The organism is Sulfuricurvum sp., assembly GCF_049587615.1.
In the GTDB taxonomy this organism is placed as follows: Bacteria; Campylobacterota; Campylobacteria; order Campylobacterales; family Sulfurimonadaceae; genus Sulfuricurvum.
The window spans coordinates 1-12,989 of the sequence record NZ_JBAVEF010000028.1; the positions used below are offsets into that span (position 1 = coordinate 1).

Below are 12,989 nucleotides of genomic sequence, written 5' to 3' on the forward strand. Positions count from 1 at the left end.
AACGCTACCGATACGTTTTGGCACGACTGCCAACGATCGGGCTGACTAGGATGTTGGAAGGACAAGATGATAAAAAATAATTGCCAAGCGCGTGGCTTTTTGGATGTTCGGGGGATAGATGTTGATGATCAATAGTGTGCACTGCTGCACGAAATCGGGCTCTATGTGTGCCGGGAGGACAGGAATTTTAAAAGAAATGGGCTCTTGGGGTGTTGTTGCGGCAGGGGATTGGTGAATTTTAATAGGCGGTGGAAAGTAACAAATCCTTTGAAAATGTAAGATTTTAACTATCTGATATATGTGTAGCTTTCCAGCTACTATAGATCATAACAGCGATAGTAAAGATAAAAGCGGATACTAAAAGAATCTCTTTCATTTTTTTAAGTCCTTCATTGCTCGAATTTTTTGCATTGCTGATCGGTTAATCATTAAGATAGCAATGGATAGTCCGAAGATTGCAGCTATAGCAGAATATACGAGAACATCTTTTTGAGTTTCGTAATTTAATGCTGTCCAGCCGATTAATGCAAAATCGGTAATGACTGAAACATTGAGCCATCGACCCAACCAATCAACCTCACCTTTTAACTCATCTAATTTACTCTTAAGAGAATTATAGCGTATTAATAAAATGTCTGAAAACTTTTGATACTTTGACAAGAGCGCTCCGCGCCTGTTCCCGCTCCTTTATGTCAAGAGCTACACAAAACCTTATCTTCTTTTCTTTTTAACCAGAAAAGAAGCAAAACAAGGGAACCGCTTTTGCATAGCAAAATGTTTCTGTGAAAAGAACCTTTCTTTCATTTCTTTTTAGAAAAGAAACGAATCCAAAGAACCTTATCTTCTTTTCTTTTTAACCAGAAAAGAAGCAAAAGAAAATCGTCCTCCCAACAAAACACTACCGATACGTTTTGGCACGACTGCCAACGATCGGGCTTACTAGGATGTTGGGAGGACTGAATATTTGAATGGTGCATGATGTGCACTGCTGCACGAAATCGGGCTCTTGCAAAGCGGGAGGGCGAAACGAAATACAAAAGCCTTTCTTCCTTTCTATTGCTGAAGAAAAAACCTTTGATAATTGACGTTACCATAAACTATATGTAGAATTTTTATATGATTTGACTGCGGATTATAGAAATAAAAGACGAGACAACTGTCTACAATCAAAATGCGGCAATCGGCTTTGATGTTTTTTCTGGTACATTCAACACCCAGCAAAGGAGAGTAAGCCAGATTATCAATAGCTTTTTCTATTCGTTCAAAGTATGATTGAGCAACAGTAGGTTTATCATCGTAAATATTTTGAATCAAATCATCAAATTCATCGATGGCAGTTTGAGTATATTCGATCGTGGTCAAAAGGCAAACTTGTTTTTGAGACGATTTACAACTTCTTGATGAGTTGCTACAGTGGGAGCTTCGATCTCCCGATTCAAGCGTTTCTCCAACGTTTCGATGAATGGGTCTTTTTCAGGAGTCAGTAAAACAGAATTGGTAGGCAATGTTTTTACAAATGCTTTCAGCTTGTCGAGGACGCTCTCATCGATGATTTCCAAATGATATGCGAGCATTTTATCTCCCCCTTCTAGCTAAATTTATCGCTAATTTTACCGCAAAATAAATAAAAAACCATCTTTCCTTTCTTTTTAGAAAAGAAACGAAACCAAAGAACCTTATCTTCTTTTCTTTTTAACCAGAAAAGAAGCAAAAGAAAATCGTCCTCCCAAAAAAACGCTACCGATACGTTTTGGCACGACTGCCAACGATCGGGCTTACTAGGATGTTGGGATGACTGGATATTTGAATGGTAAATGGGTTTTTGGCAAAGCGGGGAGACAAAAAAGGAACACAAAAAATAGTTAGATGGAACCTGCGCAATTGAAATATTGGCAAAATGATCGATGATATTTTTTATACGATTCAGCAGAGATTGTTCCGTATTTTTTCAGTATTGCTTTTTTGGAAACGACAAAAGTCTTTCTCATCATCAATTTTGAGGCTACCGGTATTGTTCCGTCGATGAAATCGATATCGCTCATCATCATTTCGTCTTGATACAAATGATGAATTTTGCTGCTGATGGGAACGGCGATAAAATCATCATAGGGAAGATTGTCTTTAAAAACAAGAACAGGTCTGTTTTTGGATTGGTTCGTATCACTGAAATAAAATGCACACAAGACGACGTCTGCTTGTTTTATTTCCATATGTTATCCTCGTCTGCGTCTTTCCATTCCTCGATCAGGTTGGCGGAGTGGTTGGAAAATGCCTGTAATTCCGAGCTTTCTTCCGTCGTTTCGGAAGGTAAAACCACCCGATCTTCGACGATTTTCAAATTTTTTGTGTCGAGATTTCTTAATAAAAACATGATGTGGCTGTAAATATTGTCGTGTACCTGTAATTTAATCGTATGCATTAGGACTCCTTTTGCCACCATTGTGTAAAAATCATATTGTCATCTTTACTATTATAGCATACCGAATGTTGATCTGAATTTCCCCCTGCACTATAGAAAGAGGAACCTTATCTTCCTTTCTTTTTCATAAGAAACGAAGTGAAAACCTCTTTTTCCTTTCTTTTTAGAAAAGAAACGAAGCGAAAGAAAATCGTCCTCGCGGCAAAACGCTCCGATATTCCAGTGCACTGCTGCACGAAATCGGGCTCTATGTGTGCCGGGAGGACAGGAATTTTAAATGAAATGGGCTCTTGGGGCGTTGTTGCGGCAGGGGATTTTTAAATACTATTTTACTTTACTCTTTTCATACAACTCTACCGTTGCCTGTACGTATCCATCAATACTGCCGCAATCATAGCGTTTTCCACGAAATTTGTAAGCGATTACTTTGCCCATCTTCGCTTGTTCCATCAAGGCGTCGGTGATCTGAATCTCTCCCCCTTTGCCCGGTGCAGTTTCACGGAGGATATCAAAAATATCGGGGGTGAGGATATAGCGTCCGATGATGGCAAGATTCGAGGGGGCATCGGCGGGTGAGGGTTTCTCGACCATGGTAGTGACACGATAGATTCCCTCGGCGATTTCAGAACCGGCTATCACTCCGTATTTGTTCGTCTGTGACGGGTCGATCTCTTCGATCGCAACGATACTGCACTGGTGTTCATTATAGAGTTTGACCATCTGCTCCAATACCCCCGCCCCGTCATTGACACACAAATCATCGGCGAGGATGACCGCAAACGGCTCATTTCCGATCAGGAGTTCTCCGGTGAGAATCGCATGACCCAGCCCTCTCATCTCAGTCTGACGGGTATAGGAGAAGGTGCAGCTGTCAATGATATCACGGATATCGGCCAGCATCTTTTCTTTGTCCGTACCCTGAATCTGGTGTTCCAGCTCATAACTGACATCAAAATGATCTTCGATAGCCCGCTTACCTCGTCCCGTGACAATCGCCATCGTACTCATACCCGCAGCCATCGCTTCTTCGACTCCGTACTGAATGAGAGGTTTCGTGAGGATGGGAAGCATCTCTTTTGGCATGGCTTTGGTCGCGGGGAGAAATCGTGTACCGTAGCCGGCGGCAGGGAAAAGGCATTTTTTAATCATTACGCGTCGCTTATTTGAATCAATTATGAAGGGGATTATAGCTTTTGCACCCTTAAAATATTGATGGTTTTTGTATGTTTTATAATGATAAATGGTACTTCTTCTTTTCTTTTTAACCAGAAAAGAAGCGAAAGAACCTCTCTTTCCTTTCTTTTTAAAAAGAAACGAAACCAAAGAAAATCGTCCTCCCAACAAAACGCTCCGATATTCCTGTGCACTGCTGCACGAAATCGGGCTCTATGTGTGCCGGGCGGACTGGATATTTTAATTTTAATCTATATTTCCCCTGCAATATACATAGAGCTCCGTGGCTGGCAGACGTGTCAAGCCTGCGGATGGCATCTTATTGCAGGAACAATTTTCTTTTATAGAAACATTTTGCGATGCAAAAGCGGTTCCCTTGTTTTGGTACTTTTGTTTTCTCAAAAGAAAAGTACTTCTTTGCTACTTTTTTAGAAAAAGTACCGCAAAAATCGTCCTCCCAACAAAACACTACCGATACGTTTTGGCACGACTGCCAACGATCGTGCTGACTAGGATGTTGGGATGACTGGATATTTGAATGGTGAATTATTTTGACATAGTTTTATTCAACTTCGTATCCTCTCGGATTTTTGGATTGGAAGTTCCAGGCATCACGGCACATCGTCTCCAAATCCCTCGATGTACTCCAGCCGATGGTTTTCAGGGCGAAGGAAGGGTCGGCATAGCACGAGGCGATGTCCCCTTCCCGGCGAGGGGCGATAATGTACGGGATCTCTTTTTCGGAGGCTTTGCCAAAGGCGTGGACGACGTCCAGCACGCTGTAGCCGGTACCGGTGCCAAGGTTGATCGGGGTGCATTGGGGAGTGGTAAGGGCTTGGAGCGCTTTGAGATGTCCCTGGGCCAAATCGACGACGTGGATGTAATCGCGTACTCCGGTCCCATCATGGGTGGGGTAATCTCCCCCCCAAATGTTGAGCGCTTCGCGCCGGCCGATGGCGACCTGTGCGACGAACGGCATCAGGTTGTTCGGGATCCCCTGGGGGTCTTCGCCGATGAGACCGCTCTGATGGGCTCCGACCGGATTGAAGTAGCGCAAAATAAAGATTTTCCATGTCGGATCGGAACGGTAGAGGTCGCGAAGGATCTCTTCGATGACGAGTTTTGTCTGGCCGTAGGGGTTGGTGGTGCGCAGCGGATGCGATTCGTTAAGAGGGAGGTATTCCGGATCGCCGTAGACGGTGGCCGAAGAGCTGAAAACGAGGGTTTTAATGCCGCTCTTTTGCATCGCGCGCAATAGGCAGAGGGTCCCCTGGACGTTGTTATCGTAGTATTCCAACGGATTTTCGACCGATTCGCCGACCGCTTTAAGCCCGGCGAAATGGATCACGGCGTCGCACCCGGCCATGGCCAGCGTCATTGCCGCCTCGTCGCGGATATCCCCTTGAACGAACGTGAACGTTTGTGCGGTGATCGTCTCGACACGTCGGAGCGCTTCGGAGCTGCTGTTGCAGAGGTTGTCATAGATAACGATCTCGTATCCCGCTTCGAGTAGCTCGACGCAGGTGTGGGTTCCGATGTATCCGGCACCGCCGGTGACAAAAATTTTCATCTATTTCCTCCAATTTTATTGAAACCTTATCTTCTTTTCTTTTTCATAAGAAACGAAGTGAAAACCTCTTTTCCCTTTCTTTTTAAAAAAGAAACGAAACCAAAGAAAAGCGTCCTCGCGGCAAAACACTCCGATATTCTTGTGCACTGCTGCACGAAATCGGGCTCTATGTGTGCCGAGAGGACAGGATATTTTAATTGTAATCTAAACTTCCCATGCACTATACATAGAGGAACCTTATCTTCTTTTCTTTTTCATAAGAAACGAAGTGAAAACCTCTTTTCCCTTTCTTTTTAAAAAAGAAACGAAACCAAAGAACCTCTCATCTTTTCTTTACCGCAAAGAAAAGAAGCAAAAGAAGCTCATCCCCCTCGCAAACCGCTCACGCAGCTTTTAGCACTACTGCTAAGCGCATGGCTTTTTGGATACTCGGGGGATAGATGTTAAACTTTAAATCGTGCGGATTTATCCGATCACGGCGATCGCATCGATCTCCACGAGGGCATTTTTCGGGAGGGTTTTCACCGCAACCGTAGAGCGGGCGGGCTTATGCTCACCGAACGCGGCACCGTAGATGGTGTTGACTGCGGCGAAGTCTTCCATATCGGCCAGGAAGATCGTCGTTTTGATGACGCTGGAGAGGGAACTGCCGGAAGCTTCGAGGACTGCTTTGAGGTTTGCTACTACTTGGACGCATTGGGCACTGACATCTCCCTCTACCATTTCGCCGGCGGGGGTGAGGGCGATTTGACCGGAGGTGAAGACCATGCCGTTACAGATCATCGCTTGGGAATAGGGTCCGATCGCGGCGGGGGCGTTGGGGGTTTGTACGGGTGTTATCATCATTGTTTTCCTTGTAGAATTTATTTCTTGGTTTTGTTCTTTGCTCTTCGCAGCGCGTCATCGAGAACCGACTGATAATCCTCGACCGGCCAGTATCCCGGAATCGAATAAAGCACTTTCCCCTCTCCGTCCAAAAAGTAGCTCATCGGCACCATTTTGGCAGTGAGGGTTTTGGGATAGGCGCTCTTGTCGCGGGTAACGTGGACGGGGATGAATTTGGTGTTGATTTTGGAGATCACCGTCTCATCGGAGAGGGTCGTCGCTTCGAGCTTTCGGCACCATCGGCACTGCTCGCTCGTGATCAGGACCATCATCGGTTTGGACTCTTTTTTGGCTTTGGCCTGCGCCTCGGCAAAGGTGTCGTTCCATACGATCTCAGCACCGAAAAGTGTGATGCTTAAGAGCGCGAACAGGAGTATTTTTTTCATTTTTTCCCTTTTAAAAACCGTATTTTATCCAAACCGCTGAATCAAACGGCTGAAAACGGCGCAAAGCTGCTCGACCTCAGAAATCGAAGTCCGTTCGTTGGGGGCATGGATCGTATCGTTGATCACTCCGAACTCGATCACATTGATCCCGTACGCGGCGACAAACCGGGCATCCGATGTCCCCCCGGCCGTGGAATTTTTCGGGGTGATGCCGCAGATCTCCTGAATCGCTTCCGAAAGACTCCGGACAATCATCGTATCGGCATCGGTCACAAACGGGCGGGCGGACTGGTCGAGTTTTAGGGTGTACTCCATCCCCTCCATCTTGGAGGCGATAAAAGCACGGATCGCATCGGTATCGGTGCGGGTCGAGTTGCGGACATTGAACATCATTTTGAGTTTACCCGGAGAGACGTTGGTCATTTCGATCCCGGCACGGATGTCGGTGATAACCATCTGGCTGGGGGAAAAATATTCATCCCCCTCGTCCAAAAAGGCTCCCGCGATCCGGGATAAAACCGGAGCCATTTGATGAACCGGGTTGATCGCTTTTTCGGGATAAGCGGCGTGTCCTTGTTTTCCGATCACCTCGAGGATGCCGTTGATCGATCCGCGGCGTCCAACTTTGATCGCGTCGCCGAAGAGCGTCTCGCACGTCGGTTCGGCAACGACGACGGCATCGGGGAGCAACCCGTGTTCTTTCAGATATGCCAATACCTCTACGGTTCCGAATTTGGCCGGCCCCTCCTCATCGGAGGTGAGCAAAATCGAGAGGGTACCTGCAAATTCCCGTGCCTCTTTGAGTGCCTGGGTAAAGGCGGCAACGCCGCTTTTCATATCCTGTGCCCCGCGGGCGTAGATATACCCCTCTTTTTCAACGGCCTCAAACGGATTGCTCTCCCACCCCTCCCCTGCGGGGACGACATCGACATGTCCGGCGAAACAGAGATGTTTTCCGGGGCCGAATCGGCGGTAGGCAAAGAGGTTTTTTACCCCTTCGCGATCCAGGCGGATCATCTCAAAATCACTCAGATAGTCCGATAAAAATTCAAAAATTCCCCCATCCTCCGGAGTGACACTCGGGGATTCCAAAAGTTTTTTAAAAAGTTCAATAACGTCCAAAATATTCCTTATAACTGCGTCTCATATTCAAGACGCAAACCTTGAGGCGTCATTATAAAACCTCTGAGATTGATTTTGCCTTGCGTAATGTGACGAGTGTGGGTTTCACATAATGGTATAAGATGGTGGTGCTCTTTCGCCGCACTATTTTGATGCGGGGTTCGGATCAAGGCTCCGCAGATCACACACTCGCAGGCGACCACTTCGCGGTACCGTTTGATATACTCTTTTTGGTTCCCCAGTTCCAGCACATCGTACTCTTTGGCCAGATTTTCCCGCAGCCTTCGGGCATTCTCTAAAAAATTCGGGTTCATGTGCAGCGACTCGGCAAATTCCAGTCCGTACACGCTGCTCCCCCGTCCCGGTTTGAGAATCCGATCGTAGATCAGACAGTCGGCCGTTTCATCGTAGCGGACACTCAGATGAAGGTTCACTACGGAGCGCAGAGCGCTCAGCTCACGTACCATCGAGAGTTGATGCAGATGGGTCGTCATCACAAAGAGAGCCCCTTTGCGTTCCAGCTCCAAGATGGTACTGGCCACGATGGAGACGGCGGAGAGGGTCTCGGTCCCGTGGCTGATCTCATCCCCCAGGATCAGAGAACGGGACGTAGCACGGCTAAAAATCGTGTTAAGTTCGAGCATCTCCACCCCGAAGGTGGAGAGCGATTTGGCGACGTTGTCGCGTGACTGGATACGGGTATAGAGCCCCTCGAAAAGGGAGAATTTCATCCCTTTCGCCGGGACAAAAAAGCCGCTTTGGGCAAGGGCGACCGAAATCCCGATACTTTTCATCAAAGAGGATTTTCCGCTGGAGTTGATTCCGTACAGCAATACCCCCCGGATGTCGGCCCCGTCATGCACCTGCGGATTCAGCATCACCGTATCGGGATAGGGTAAATCGAGGCAGTCGCGGTCCCCCATCACAATATCGTTCGGAACATACGTCACCCCCTGAGCTTCCACCAGCAGATGGCGCACACCGCTCATCTGCAAAAAGTTCTGATCGGAGGTTTCGATAATGCTCGGACGTACGAGACCATATTTTTGGGCATTGATCGCCGAAGCGACCGCCACATCGATTTGGGAAATCCACTCAAGGAGAATGCGGACCCGGGGAGTTTGCACTTCGAGCCATTGGCGCTCATGATAACGGTTCCGCAGCTCGATCTCCCACCCCTCAAAAAGGGGTTCGTCACAAAGCAGCGGGGTCAGTTTGTGTTTGATAAGATAGTAGTGAATCTCAGAAATAAGGGCAAAAGCATCGAGAAAACGCTCCAGCGCATCGGTCCGGCGGTTTTGCAGATGCCACCAGAACAGTTCACAATCGCCGATCCGGAGCAAACGCCCCTCCAGCCACAAAGCGTGGGGATTGAGGAGCTCAATCCATTGATACCGCCGGTTGAGCTCAAGGCCGTCTCGGATCGGGAGGAACAATCGAAACCGTCCCAGCCGTTTTCCCATCGGGGTAGACATCGTCAAAAAGAGTTTCGCAATGCCGGGGGCATTCGGATCGACGGTTGTTACCTCCAGCTGTTCGAGAGCATTGTTCCCCAGCTCCAGCATTAGGGCCGTATCCAATAGAACCGGGAGGGGATAGGATAACGTACCGCTTCGGTGCAAAGGCTCAGCCAGCAAAGCCAAGGCTTGCGCGCAAAGGGGCCGCGCCTCAAGATTCAAATGTTCCAAAGGGCTCAGAAGCGAGTGGAGCGCGAAAAATTCGCTAAACAGGGTATTTTGTGCGGCGGTATCCCACTGACGCTCATCGTATCGGCACTCAAACGCCGCAAAATTAGCCGCTATCTCGTCAAACAGGGTTCGTGATGCGGCTCCGACAATGAGGCGGCGGCTGTTGGTCACAAACAGGAGATGAAGGGCACGGTCGATGGCACTGTAGGGGTGAGAAGGATCAGCGTCAATCTCACACATCCACCCTTTTAATCCATAGGGCTCAAACATCGCCAGTCCGATCGCATATCCGATGCCGTTGTGGCTAATAAAAAGGGCGGCTTGAGGCTCTGTCATCATGATCTTACCACGTGTGTTAAAGTAATACGACGATTATATCTATAAGTGGTGAAAATAAAAAATTTAACTTTTATTTCAGTAAGAATCGAGTTATAATCGCAGGACAATATTCTAATCTAAGTTTAGGACACGCTCATGAAACGCCCTACCCCGGTCAATGAAGAAGTTTTATTTGACGGACGGAGTCTGATCTCCGAAACCGATACCAAAGGGATCATTACCTACGTCAACCGAAAATTTACGGAGATGACGGGATATACCCCCGTCGAAGCGGTCGGACAGCCCCACAGCCTGCTGCGCCATCCCGATATGCCCAAAGCAGGATTCGAGCAGATGTGGAAAGTGATCCAAAGCGGTAAAATTTGGGAAGGGTATGTCAAAAATCTTCGTAAAGACGGTAAATTTTACTGGGTTGTGGTCCATATCGTCCCCAAACTCGATGAAGCGGGAGAAATTATCGGCTACATTGCCTCCCGTAAAATGCCCGACCGGACCCGTCTCAAAATTATCGAAGAGCAATACAAAGAGTTGCTCGCGCAAGAGCGTTAAATTTTCAACCACTCTTTTTGGCGATAAACCCGCCAAAACCACCACCCCTTGATGAACGTCTCGATGGTCATCGCGATGTATATCCCGAGAATCCCTCCTCCCAGATTCATGACGACGTAGGCGGGGATAATCCGGAAAAGCCACAGCGAACCAATCGAAATCTGCATGCTCCGCTTCGTCGCCCCCGCCCCCCGCAGCGCACCGCTCAGAACAAAGGTCAACGCCAGGGGGATCTGGGCAATCCCGACCAGACGCAAATAGAGGGCTGCTTGCTGGAGCGTCGAAGCATCATCGGTGAAAAATCGGATCAGAGCTTCCGGGAACGCCACCAGAATCACCCCGACACTCCCCATAAACACCATCGCAATTTTGGCACTGAGCACCCCCGAGGCATACGCCTCTTCATACTGTTTCGCGCCGATATACTGCCCCGCCAGTACCATCGCCGCCACCGAAAATCCAAAACCGGGCATGAAGGCCAACGCCTCGATCCGAAGCCCGATTTGATACCCCGCCAGCGCTTCGGTCCCCTGTGAAGCGATCATCATGACGAAGAGGAGAAACGACGCGACGCCGACACCCCGCTCTACGGCCGCAGGGGTACCGATGGTGATCATTTTTTTCAAATCGGAGCGATTAAAGATCGGATAGAGCCCCAGTACGCCCCCCTTTTTGAGCAGCAGCCCTCCGTAGAGGAGAACGCTGAATCCATAGGCGCACACCGTCGCAACCGCTGCCCCCTCTACCCCCATCGCCTCAAATCCTCCGTGACCGAAAATAAAAAGATAATTCAGTCCGCCGTTCAGGAAGGCCGAAGCGATTTTGATGAAAAGGGAGCTGCGGGTATCCCCGGCCGCGGAAAGGGCGCTGTAGGCGAGAGTGTCGAGAAAAATGAGCCCCATCCCCAAAGAGAGGATTCCGAAATATCCGCTCCCCAGAAGCGTCACCTCATCGGAGGATCCCATCCAGTGAAAAAAATCGGCTGAAAATACCCATCCGATCCCCCCGACGAGCAGTGACCCCGCCAACGCTACCCACACCCCGACAAAGACCACGGCCGAAGCACGATGGCGCCTGCCGCTTCCGATATAGCGGGAAATCAGAGCGCTTGAACCGACCGCAAAAACACTCATCAGCGCCTGAATCACCATCATGAACTGCATTGACAATCCCACCGCCGCCAATGCCGCGACCCCCAAAACCCCCACCATCAGCATATCGATGAGGATCTGGACAATATCCAGAAGGTGTTTCAGCGCAGCGGGAATCGCCAGTCGAAGGACGCGCTGTTTCATCACTCTGCGATTCAGCTTTGAAGCTTCTGAGCAATCTCCTGCATTACCGCAAAAAGCTCCTCTTTGGTAGCATAGCGAAGCTCTATCCGATGGATCGGAACCTCCCCTACCGGATCGAAATCACAAATCAGCACATACGCTTCGAGGGTGATTTGCTCTGCTTTGAGCTCTGCCCACTCCAAAGAGACCGATGCACTCTCCCCCCCGGCGCTGATCAACGCCGCAGGATAGAGGCGGGTGATTTTCGCCAAATCGATCTCCTTCCCTTCCGCTTCGAATATCATTTCATCCCTCATCCAATCTCCTTTAATTCGTACATCCGCCGTATCCACCCGTAATAAAGGGCCGCAACGGCAAAAACAGCGCCCAGGATCAGCGTAATCATCCCCAATGAGACTCCCGATACAGCCAGATAGCCGATCAACAAGGAGACAAATGCCCCTACCCCTAAAAAAATCATATCGTTGTAAGCAATCACCCGGCCGTAAAAATCGCTGTGCGTGTGGTGCTGCAGCAGAGTATAGGTATACGACCACAGCGTCGTTGTGACAAAACCGACCGCAACCGAAGCGATCAGCGATCCGTAAAAATCATCAATCAGCGCCGCCCACAAAGCGAGAGCACCCGCTTCGGCAAGAAACAGCCACCCCAACCGCGCATTATTGATCCAGTGCCCCAGCACCATCGGACCGATCACCAAACCCACTGCCCGGGCGGCATTCAATAACCCTATCCCCAAAGAGACGGCAATGATTTGCGAATAATAGTGTTTTGCCGCCAAGGCAACCAACGCATCAAAGGCGGTAAAACCGATAACGGCATGGAGAATCATCAAGTGGTACACAACGGGGTTGTTTCGTATGTAGGTGAAGGCCTCTTTCATCATCGCACTCAGTTTTGAGCCGTTTGAAGACCATTCGATCTCTATTGTAATCGTGGAGACTAAAAAAAGGACAATAACAAACAATCCCGCATCGAGCAAGAAAGCCGTTGTAACCCCCACCCAATAGACTACCAAACCGCTCAACGCCATCCCGAGGGTATACGATAAGGACCAAATAATCGAATGGATTTCATTCGCCGCTTGAAGCGATTTCCCTTCCAAAATTCTCGGCAGAAGTGACATCTCAACGGTAAAATGGAAACTCGAAGCTCCCATCCGGATTACGACCAGCCCATACAAAAGCCACAGCATTCCGACATTGTCGATAGTGATCAAAGAGAGGGTACATCCGATCTCAATGAGGGTGAGAAGAATCATCAACCGTTTGGGATGGATCCGATCGAGTATGACACCGCTTAGGGGGGCTTGAAATACGCCGGGTAAGAAATGGAGCGCCGCGACCAGGGCAATCGTCGTCGCATCGGCCCCCATCTGAATCAAAAGGGTATAAATGGCGACGTTGCTAAACCACGCTCCAAAATAAGCGAGGAGTTGAATCAAAGAGAGACGGCGAAGCAGCGGTTCATTACGCAAAAGAGTGAGATAACGTTTCATGCGTGCAAGAGTATCATGGGAGTGATTAAAGTTTTTATTTTCATGGACGATTTAGGGGTAGAAAT

15 protein-coding genes are annotated in these 12,989 nt (G+C 48.7%); 1 reads left to right on the forward strand and 14 read right to left on the reverse strand.

Going from position 1 to position 12,989, the window contains the following annotated elements:
- Nucleotides 1-372: 372 nt before the first annotated feature.
- From WB308_RS06060 to WB308_RS06110, 11 genes are all read right to left on the reverse strand, one after another.
- Nucleotides 373-660 (reverse strand): hypothetical protein, encoded by a 288-nt coding sequence (locus WB308_RS06060; RefSeq protein ID WP_424189982.1) that lies wholly within the window; start codon nucleotides 658-660, stop codon nucleotides 373-375.
- 393 nt (nucleotides 661-1,053) lie between these two features.
- Nucleotides 1,054-1,362 carry a type II toxin-antitoxin system RelE/ParE family toxin gene (locus tag WB308_RS06065; protein WP_424189984.1) on the reverse strand — a complete coding sequence of 103 codons (309 nt, stop codon included), beginning with the start codon at nucleotides 1,360-1,362 and terminating at the stop codon, nucleotides 1,054-1,056.
- A complete protein-coding gene (locus WB308_RS06070) occupies nucleotides 1,359-1,574 on the reverse strand; it encodes a hypothetical protein (RefSeq protein ID WP_424189986.1) in 216 nt (71 codons plus the stop codon). Before WB308_RS06070 ends, WB308_RS06065 begins: the two co-directional genes overlap by 4 nt.
- 288 nt (nucleotides 1,575-1,862) lie before the next feature.
- Entirely contained in the window at nucleotides 1,863-2,210 is a 348-nt protein-coding gene (locus WB308_RS06075) for a type II toxin-antitoxin system PemK/MazF family toxin (RefSeq protein WP_424189988.1), read from the reverse strand.
- A complete protein-coding gene (locus WB308_RS06080) occupies nucleotides 2,201-2,419 on the reverse strand; it encodes a hypothetical protein (RefSeq protein WP_424189990.1) in 219 nt (72 codons plus the stop codon). Before WB308_RS06080 ends, WB308_RS06075 begins: the two co-directional genes overlap by 10 nt.
- A gap of 324 nt (nucleotides 2,420-2,743) precedes the next feature.
- Nucleotides 2,744-3,568 carry a UTP--glucose-1-phosphate uridylyltransferase GalU gene (galU, locus tag WB308_RS06085; RefSeq protein ID WP_424189992.1) on the reverse strand — a complete coding sequence of 275 codons (825 nt, stop codon included), beginning with the start codon at nucleotides 3,566-3,568 and terminating at the stop codon, nucleotides 2,744-2,746.
- Between the two features lie 586 nt (nucleotides 3,569-4,154).
- A complete protein-coding gene (gene galE / locus WB308_RS06090) occupies nucleotides 4,155-5,162 on the reverse strand; it encodes a UDP-glucose 4-epimerase GalE (protein WP_424189994.1) in 1,008 nt (335 codons plus the stop codon).
- A 465-nt stretch (nucleotides 5,163-5,627) separates the two neighbouring features.
- Entirely contained in the window at nucleotides 5,628-6,008 is a 381-nt protein-coding gene (locus WB308_RS06095) for a RidA family protein (RefSeq protein WP_424189996.1), read from the reverse strand.
- Between the two features lie 17 nt (nucleotides 6,009-6,025).
- Nucleotides 6,026-6,433 carry a thioredoxin family protein gene (locus tag WB308_RS06100; protein WP_424189997.1) on the reverse strand — a complete coding sequence of 136 codons (408 nt, stop codon included), beginning with the start codon at nucleotides 6,431-6,433 and terminating at the stop codon, nucleotides 6,026-6,028.
- A 24-nt stretch (nucleotides 6,434-6,457) separates the two neighbouring features.
- Nucleotides 6,458-7,555, reverse strand: a complete 1,098-nt coding sequence (dapE, locus tag WB308_RS06105; protein WP_424189999.1) for a succinyl-diaminopimelate desuccinylase — start codon at nucleotides 7,553-7,555, stop codon at nucleotides 6,458-6,460.
- A gap of 8 nt (nucleotides 7,556-7,563) precedes the next feature.
- Nucleotides 7,564-9,582: a MutS-related protein gene (locus WB308_RS06110; protein WP_424190001.1), complete on the reverse strand. Its 2,019-nt coding sequence runs from the start codon at nucleotides 9,580-9,582 to the stop codon at nucleotides 7,564-7,566.
- 135 nt (nucleotides 9,583-9,717) lie between these two features.
- On the opposite strand from WB308_RS06110, the gene WB308_RS06115 reads away from it, so the two are divergent.
- Nucleotides 9,718-10,131, forward strand: a complete 414-nt coding sequence (locus tag WB308_RS06115; RefSeq protein WP_424190003.1) for a PAS domain-containing protein — start codon at nucleotides 9,718-9,720, stop codon at nucleotides 10,129-10,131.
- On the opposite strand, the gene WB308_RS06120 is transcribed toward WB308_RS06115, so the two are convergent.
- The 3 genes from WB308_RS06120 to WB308_RS06130 are packed head-to-tail and all read right to left on the reverse strand — an operon-like array spanning nucleotide 10,128 to nucleotide 12,924.
- On the reverse strand, nucleotides 10,128-11,426 hold the full coding sequence (locus tag WB308_RS06120; RefSeq protein WP_424190005.1) for an MATE family efflux transporter: 1,299 nt from the start codon (nucleotides 11,424-11,426) through the stop codon (nucleotides 10,128-10,130). The two genes, WB308_RS06115 and WB308_RS06120, sit on opposite strands and share 4 nt — an antisense overlap.
- A gap of 11 nt (nucleotides 11,427-11,437) precedes the next feature.
- A complete protein-coding gene (locus WB308_RS06125; RefSeq protein WP_424190007.1) occupies nucleotides 11,438-11,722 on the reverse strand; it encodes a hypothetical protein in 285 nt (94 codons plus the stop codon).
- Entirely contained in the window at nucleotides 11,719-12,924 is a 1,206-nt protein-coding gene (locus tag WB308_RS06130; RefSeq protein ID WP_424190009.1) for an MFS transporter, read from the reverse strand. The genes WB308_RS06125 and WB308_RS06130 overlap by 4 nt, the downstream gene beginning before the upstream one ends.
- Nucleotides 12,925-12,989: the final 65 nt, after the last annotated feature.